Annotated in this window: 5 protein-coding genes and 2 rRNA genes; 2 read left to right on the plus strand and 5 right to left on the minus strand. The window is 67.1% G+C overall.

Going from position 1 to position 6,332, the window contains the following annotated elements; all coding sequences use genetic code 11:
* Nucleotides 1-129 precede the first annotated feature (129 nt).
* Nucleotides 130-780: a CPBP family intramembrane glutamic endopeptidase gene (locus tag IE317_RS08305; RefSeq protein ID WP_229902553.1), complete on the plus strand. Its 651-nt coding sequence runs from the start codon at nucleotides 130-132 to the stop codon at nucleotides 778-780.
* Here IE317_RS08305 and IE317_RS08310 read toward each other — a convergent pair.
* The 3 genes from IE317_RS08310 to IE317_RS08320 are packed head-to-tail and all read right to left on the minus strand — an operon-like array spanning nucleotide 777 to nucleotide 3,390.
* Nucleotides 777-1,058: a metal-sensitive transcriptional regulator gene (locus IE317_RS08310; protein ID WP_086678475.1), complete on the minus strand. Its 282-nt coding sequence runs from the start codon at nucleotides 1,056-1,058 to the stop codon at nucleotides 777-779. The genes IE317_RS08305 and IE317_RS08310 overlap by 4 nt on opposite strands.
* A gap of 56 nt (nucleotides 1,059-1,114) precedes the next feature.
* On the minus strand, nucleotides 1,115-3,187 hold the full coding sequence (locus tag IE317_RS08315) for a heavy metal translocating P-type ATPase (RefSeq protein WP_191307860.1): 2,073 nt from the start codon (nucleotides 3,185-3,187) through the stop codon (nucleotides 1,115-1,117).
* On the minus strand, nucleotides 3,184-3,390 hold the full coding sequence (locus tag IE317_RS08320) for a heavy-metal-associated domain-containing protein (protein ID WP_191307862.1): 207 nt from the start codon (nucleotides 3,388-3,390) through the stop codon (nucleotides 3,184-3,186). The genes IE317_RS08315 and IE317_RS08320 overlap by 4 nt, the downstream gene beginning before the upstream one ends.
* A 78-nt stretch (nucleotides 3,391-3,468) precedes the next feature.
* Here IE317_RS08320 and cobF point away from each other — a divergent pair, with 78 nt between their 5' ends.
* Complete coding sequence (gene cobF, locus IE317_RS08325) at nucleotides 3,469-4,236, plus strand: precorrin-6A synthase (deacetylating) (RefSeq protein WP_191307864.1); 768 nt, start codon at nucleotides 3,469-3,471, stop codon at nucleotides 4,234-4,236.
* A 53-nt stretch (nucleotides 4,237-4,289) separates the two neighbouring features.
* On the opposite strand, the gene rrf is transcribed toward cobF, so the two are convergent.
* Nucleotides 4,290-4,406 (minus strand): 5S ribosomal RNA (gene rrf, locus IE317_RS08330).
* 65 nt (nucleotides 4,407-4,471) lie between these two features.
* Nucleotides 4,472-6,332 (minus strand): 23S ribosomal RNA (locus IE317_RS08335); the annotation flags it as partial.

Below are 6,332 nucleotides of genomic sequence, written 5' to 3' on the forward strand. Positions count from 1 at the left end.
CGGCGCAGGTCAGGACGTCGTGACGGTCGGCAGTCCCCACGGTGGCTTCACCGGGACCGCGGGAGCCGGTCCTTGACCGAAGCCGCGCCGTTCCCCCCGCGGCGGGTGTTCGCGCTGGTCGCCGCGGTCATGACGCTCGCCGCGTCGACCACGCTGGCCAACCGCGTGCTGCCCGGCTGGGCGTACCCGGTGTGCGGGCTGGTGGCGGCGCTCGTGCTGGTCGCGCTGGGCCGGGCAGCCGGCTGCTCGTGGACGGACCTGGGGCTGAGCCGGCTCCGGCGTCCCGCGCTCGCCGGCCTGGCCGGCGCGGCTTCGGTGGCGGTCGTCTTCGGGATCGCGCTGGCCGTGCCGTCGCTGCGCACGGTCTACCAGGACGGCCGCGTCGGCGACCCCGATTTCGCGCAGCTGCTGTGGCTGACCTGCGGCCGGATCCTGTTCGGCACGGTACTGATCGAGGAGGTCGCGTTCCGCGGTGTGCTGCCCGGTCTGTTCGGCGCGGACGACGACCGGTGGCGCTGGCCGCCGATCCTGTGCTCGGCCGCGCTGTTCGGGCTCTGGCACGCGCTGCCGGCCCTCGCCATCGGCCGCAACGCCGCCGTGCACGCCGTGTTCGGCTCGACGCCGGTGGTGGTGCTGCAGGTGCTGGCGATGGCCGCGGCGGGCGTCGCCGGGATCTTCCTGCACTGGTGGCGCCACCTCGGCCGGGGCGTGCTCGCGTCGGTGATCGTGCACTTCACGACGAACGCGGGCGGCCTCACCCTGGCCGTGCTGGTCCGCTAGGACCGCACCAGCCGCGCGATGGCGTCCGAAGCTTCCCGGACCTTCAGATCGGCTTCCTCGCCGCCCGCCGCGGCCGCCTGGACGACGCAGGTGGCCAGGTGCTCGTCGAGCAGTTCGAGCGAGAACGACTGCAGCGCCTTCGTCGCCGCGGAGACCTGGGTCAGGATGTCGATGCAGTACTTGTCCTGCTCGACCATGCGCTGCAGCCCGCGGATCTGACCCTCGATCCGGCGCAGGCGCTTCAGATAGGCTTCCCGCTCGGTGCCGTAACCCGTCATCGCCCACCTGTCCCCGTCGTCGGCATTCCTCACCCCGACTATACCCTCCCGGGGTGTCAGCGGAACCGGCGCAACCGCAGGCTGTTGCTCACCACGAAGGCCGACGAGCAGGCCATCGCCGCCCCCGCGATCATCGGGTCGAGCAGGCCGAGCGCCGCGAGCGGCAGCGCCGCCACGTTGTAGGCGAACGCCCAGAACAGGTTCCCCTTGATCGTGGCGAGGGTGCGGCGGGCCAGCCGGATCGCGTCGGCCGCGGCCCGCAGGTCTCCTCGCACCAGCGTCAGGTCGCCGGCTTCGATGGCCGCGTCGGCGCCCGTGCCCATCGCCAGGCCCAGGTCGGCCTGCGCGAGCGCGGCCGCGTCGTTGACGCCGTCACCGACCATCGCCACCACGCGGCCCTCCGCCTGCAGCCGCTTGACGACGTCGACCTTGCCCTCGGGCAGCACCTCGGCGACGATCTCGCCGATCCCGGCTTCGGCGGCGATCGCCCGCGCCACGCCCGCGTTGTCACCGGTCAGCAGGATCGGCTCCAGGCCGAGTTGCCGCAATTCGGCGACGGCCTGCGCGGACGTCGGCTTGATCGTGTCGGCGACGGCCAGCGTCCCGTGCAGCTCGCCGTCCCAGGTCACCCCGACCGTGGTCACGTCGCCACCCGGCGCCCGCCCGACGCTGACGACGCGTCCTTCGACCACCCCTGCCACGCCGACACCCGGCGTGCTGCGGAATTCGGTGACGGCGGGCAATGCGCCGAAGCGCTCGCGGGCGGCGTCGGCGATGGCGCGGCCGATCGGGTGTTCGGAAGCGGCCTCGACGGCGCCCGCGAGCCGGAGCACCTCGCCGTCGCCCTCGACGAGCGTCATCCGGCCGGTGGTGACGGTGCCGGTCTTGTCGAGCACGACGGTGTCGACGCGCCGGGTCGACTCGAGCACCTCGGGCCCCTTGATCAGGATGCCCAGCTGCGCACCGCGGCCGGTGCCGACGAGCAGTGCCGTCGGCGTCGCGAGGCCGAGCGCGCACGGGCAGGCGATGATCAGCACGGCCACGGCCGCGGTGAACGCCGCGTCCGCCGAGCCGCCGGTCGCCAGCCAGCCGACGAGGGTCGCCAGCGCGGCGAAGACGACCGCCGGGACGAACACCGCCGAGACCCGATCGGCCAGGCGCTGGACCTCGGCCTTGCCGTTTTGCGCCGACTCGACGAGCCGCGCCATCTGCGCCAGCCGGGTGTCCGCGCCGATGCGCGTGGCGCGCACGAGCACCCGCCCGCCGACGTTGACGGTGGCACCGGTGACCGCGTCGCCCGGACCGACCTCGACCGGGACCGACTCGCCGGTCAGCATGCTGGTGTCGACCGCCGACCCGCCTTCGGTGACCACGCCGTCGGTGGCGATCTTCTCGCCGGGCCGGGCCACGAAGACGTCACCGACCTGCAAGTCCTTGATCGGGACGAGGTGCTCTTCGCCGTCGAGGAGCACGGTGACGTCCTTCGCCCCGAGGTCCATGAGGGCGCGGAGGGCGGCGCCGGCCCGGCGCTTCGACCGCGTCTCGAAGTGGCGGCCGGCCAGGATGAACGTGGTGACCGCGGCGGCCACCTCGAAGTACAGGTGGTGGTGGCCGTCGCCGAAAACGAGCGCGTACAGCGACCAGGCCACGGAAGCGACGACGCCGAGTGAGATCAGCGTGTCCATCGTGGCCGTGGCGTGCCGCAGGTTGACCGCGGCGGCGCGATGGAACGGCCACGCGCCCCAGGTCACGACCGGGGCGGCGAGGACGAGCGACACCCACGGCCAGGCCGCGGACTGCCAGGCGGGGACCATCGCGACGACGACCAGCGGGACAGTGAGCGAGGCAGACACCAGCAAACGTTTGCGCAGCTCGCGTGTGTCATCCGGCGCCTCGGGCTCGGGCAGCCGTGCCGAGTAGCCGGCGGCTTCGACGACGGCCTTGAGGTCGTCGACTGACAGCCCGCTCGGGTAGCTGACCTGGGCTTTCTCGGTGGCGTAGTTGACCGTCGCCGTCACGCCGTCGACCTTGTTGAGCTTCCGCTCGACGCGAGCCGCGCAGGACGCGCACGTCATCCCGCCGATGGCGAGCTCGACGCGGGCCGCGGCCGACACCTCGGTGGAGTTCACGCGACCAGGCGGTAGCCGGCCTCGGTGACGGCGGCGGCGACCGCGTCAGTGGTCAGCGGCGCGTCGCTGGTCACGGTCACGCGGCCGCTCTCGACGTCCACGTCCACGCTTTGGACGCCGTCGATCTCGGAGACCTCCTCGCGGACCGAGGTGGCGCAGTGCCCGCAGGTCATGCCCTCGACGGTGTAGGTCGCTTCGGCCATCTCCCGCTCCTTTCGCTCTTCTTCCTTTATACCCATCGGGGGTAGGGGTTCACCGATCGCCCCCGGCACACTCCCGGCATGCGGAAGATTTACGCGATCGGGATCGGCGCCGGCGACCCGGAGCACCTGACGGTGCAGGCCATCGACCGGCTCAACCGCGTCGACGTGTTCTTCGTGCTCGACAAGGGGGCGGAGAAGAGCGACCTGGTCCGGTTGCGGCAGGAGATCCTCGACCGGTTCGTGACGCGCCCGGGCTACCGCGTGGTGCTGGCGGAGGACGCGCCCCGCGACCGGACCGCGGCGGACTACCGGGCCGCGGTCGCCGACTGGCACGCAGCCCGCGTGGCCGTGTACGAGGACCTGATCCGCTCGGAACTGGGACCCGCCGAATCCGGCGCCTTCCTGGTGTGGGGCGACCCGTCGCTGTACGACAGCACGATCGCGCTGATCGAGGCGGTGCTGGCCCGGGGGAACGTGGAGTTCGAGTACGAGGTCGTCCCGGGCATCAGCAGCATCTCGGCGCTGGTGGCCCGGCACCGGACGACGATGAACCAGATCGGCCGCGCGGTCCAGCTGACGACTGGCCGCCGATTGGCGACGGGCTGGCCGGAGGGCGTCGACGACGTGTTCGTGCTGCTGGACGCCCACACGACGTTCGACCGCTTCACGTCGGAGGGCCTGCACATCTTCTGGGGCGCTTACATCGGCACGCCGGACGAGATCCTGCTGTCCGGTCCGCTCACCCCGGCGCTGGCGGCGCACATCCGTGAGGTGCGGGCGGAGGCGCGGGAGCGGCGCGGCTGGATCATGGACACGTACCTGCTCCGGCGGCCGGCCCGGGAATAGCGGAAGGCCCCGGGAGAACCGTGGGTTCTCGACCGGGGCCTTTCCTTGGTTAAGTTCGGCGGTGTCCTACTCTCCCACAACCCTTCGGTTGCAGTACCATCGGCGCTGTCAGGCTTAGCTTCCGGGTTCGGAATGGGACCGGGCGTTTCCCTGACGCTATAACCACCGAAACATCTCTGAAACAACACACCTGAGGTGGTGTTTCAGAACCGTAGAGTGGATGCGTAACATCTTCGTAGGCAAGTCCTCGGCCTATTAGTACCAGTCAACTCGACAACACATTACTGTGCTTCCATTTCTGGCCTATCAACCCAATGGTCTGTTGGGGGCCTTAACCCACAAGGGGTGGGATACCTCATCTTGGAACAGGCTTCCCGCTTAGATGCCTTCAGCGGTTATCCCTTCCGAACGTGGCCAACCAGCCATGCCCTTGGCAGAACAACTGGCACACCAGAGGTTCGTCCGTCCCGGTCCTCTCGTACTAGGGACAGCCTTCCTCAAGTATCCTACGCGCGCGGCGGATAGGGACCGAACTGTCTCACGACGTTCTAAACCCAGCTCGCGTGCCGCTTTAATGGGCGAACAGCCCAACCCTTGGGACCTACTCCGGCCCCAGGATGCGACGAGCCGACATCGAGGTGCCAAACCATGCCGTCGATATGGACTCTTGGGCAAGATCAGCCTGTTATCCCCGGGGTACCTTTTATCCGTTGAGCGACACCCCTTCCACCAGGAGGTGCCGGATCACTAGTCCCGACTTTCGTCCCTGCTCGACATGTCTGTCTCACAGTCAAGCTCCCTTGTGCACTTGCACTCAACACCTGATTGCCAACCAGGCTGAGGGAACCTTTGGGCGCCTCCGTTACTCTTTAGGAGGCAACCGCCCCAGTTAAACTACCCATCAGGCACTGTCCCTGAACCAGATCATGGCCCGAGGTTCAGATTCCCAATTCGACCAGAGTGGTATTTCAACAACGACTCCACCACAACTAGCGTTGCAGCTTCACAGTCTCCCACCTATCCTACACAAGCCGAACCGAAAACCAATACCAAACTATAGTAAAGGTCCCGGGGTCTTTCCGTCCTGCCGCGCGTAACGAGCATCTTTACTCGTAGTGCAATTTCGCCGGGCCTGTGGTTGAGACAGCCGGAAAGTCGTTACGCCATTCGTGCAGGTCGGAACTTACCCGACAAGGAATTTCGCTACCTTAGGATGGTTATAGTTACCACCGCCGTTTACTGGCGCTTAAATTCTCAGCTTCGCCATTGCTGGCTAACCGGTCCTCTTAACGTTCCAGCACCGGGCAGGCGTCAGTCCATATACATCGTCTTGCGACTTCGCATGGACCTGTGTTTTTAGTAAACAGTCGCTTTCCGCTGGTCTCTGCGGCCACCCACCCCTAGCCTGTAAAAAGCTTCAGGATGTTTGGCCCCCCTTCTCCCGAAGTTACGGGGGCATTTTGCCGAGTTCCTTAACCACAGTTCACCCGATCGCCTTGGTATTCTCTACCTGACCACCTGTGTTGGTTTGGGGTACGGGCCGTGCATGCACTCACTAGAGGCTTTTCTCGGCAGCATAGGATCACTCTACTTCGCCTCAAACGGCTACACATCACGTCTCAGCCTACGTGAGTGGCGGATTTGCCTACCACTCGGCCTACACGCTTATACCAGGACAACCATCGCCTGGCGGAGCTACCTTCCTGCGTCACCCCATCGCTTGACTACTACGAAATCAGGTCCCACGCTCCACACACAGTCATTCACCCGAAGGCTTCAAACCGTGGCTTTGGGTGGTTAGTATCAAACGCCTCGTCATGGGCGCACATGCTCGGGTACGGGAATATCAACCCGTTGTCCATCGACTACGCCTGTCGGCCTCGCCTTAGGTCCCGACTTACCCTGGGCGGATTAGCCTGGCCCAGGAACCCTTGGTCATCCGGCGGCAGAGTTTCTCACTCTGCATTCGCTACTCATGCCTGCATTCTCACTCCCACACCCTCCACGACTGGCTTCCGCCGCCGCTTCCCTGGATGCAGGACGCTCCCCTACCCATCCACACCACTAGACAAGAGCCACGAAGACTCAAGCCGATG

It is taken from the genome of Amycolatopsis bullii, assembly GCF_014654205.1.
Taxonomy (GTDB): Bacteria; Actinomycetota; Actinomycetes; order Mycobacteriales; family Pseudonocardiaceae; genus Amycolatopsis; species Amycolatopsis plumensis.

Coding starts and splice junctions, on each gene's coding strand:
- IE317_RS08320 (WP_191307862.1), bottom strand. CDS start 3,390: ATGGCCGAAGCGACCTACACCGTCGAGGGCATGACCTGCGGGCACTGC.
- IE317_RS08305 (WP_229902553.1), top strand. CDS start 130: ATGACGCTCGCCGCGTCGACCACGCTGGCCAACCGCGTGCTGCCCGGC.
- cobF (WP_191307864.1), top strand. CDS start 3,469: ATGCGGAAGATTTACGCGATCGGGATCGGCGCCGGCGACCCGGAGCAC.
- IE317_RS08310 (WP_086678475.1), bottom strand. CDS start 1,058: ATGACGGGTTACGGCACCGAGCGGGAAGCCTATCTGAAGCGCCTGCGC.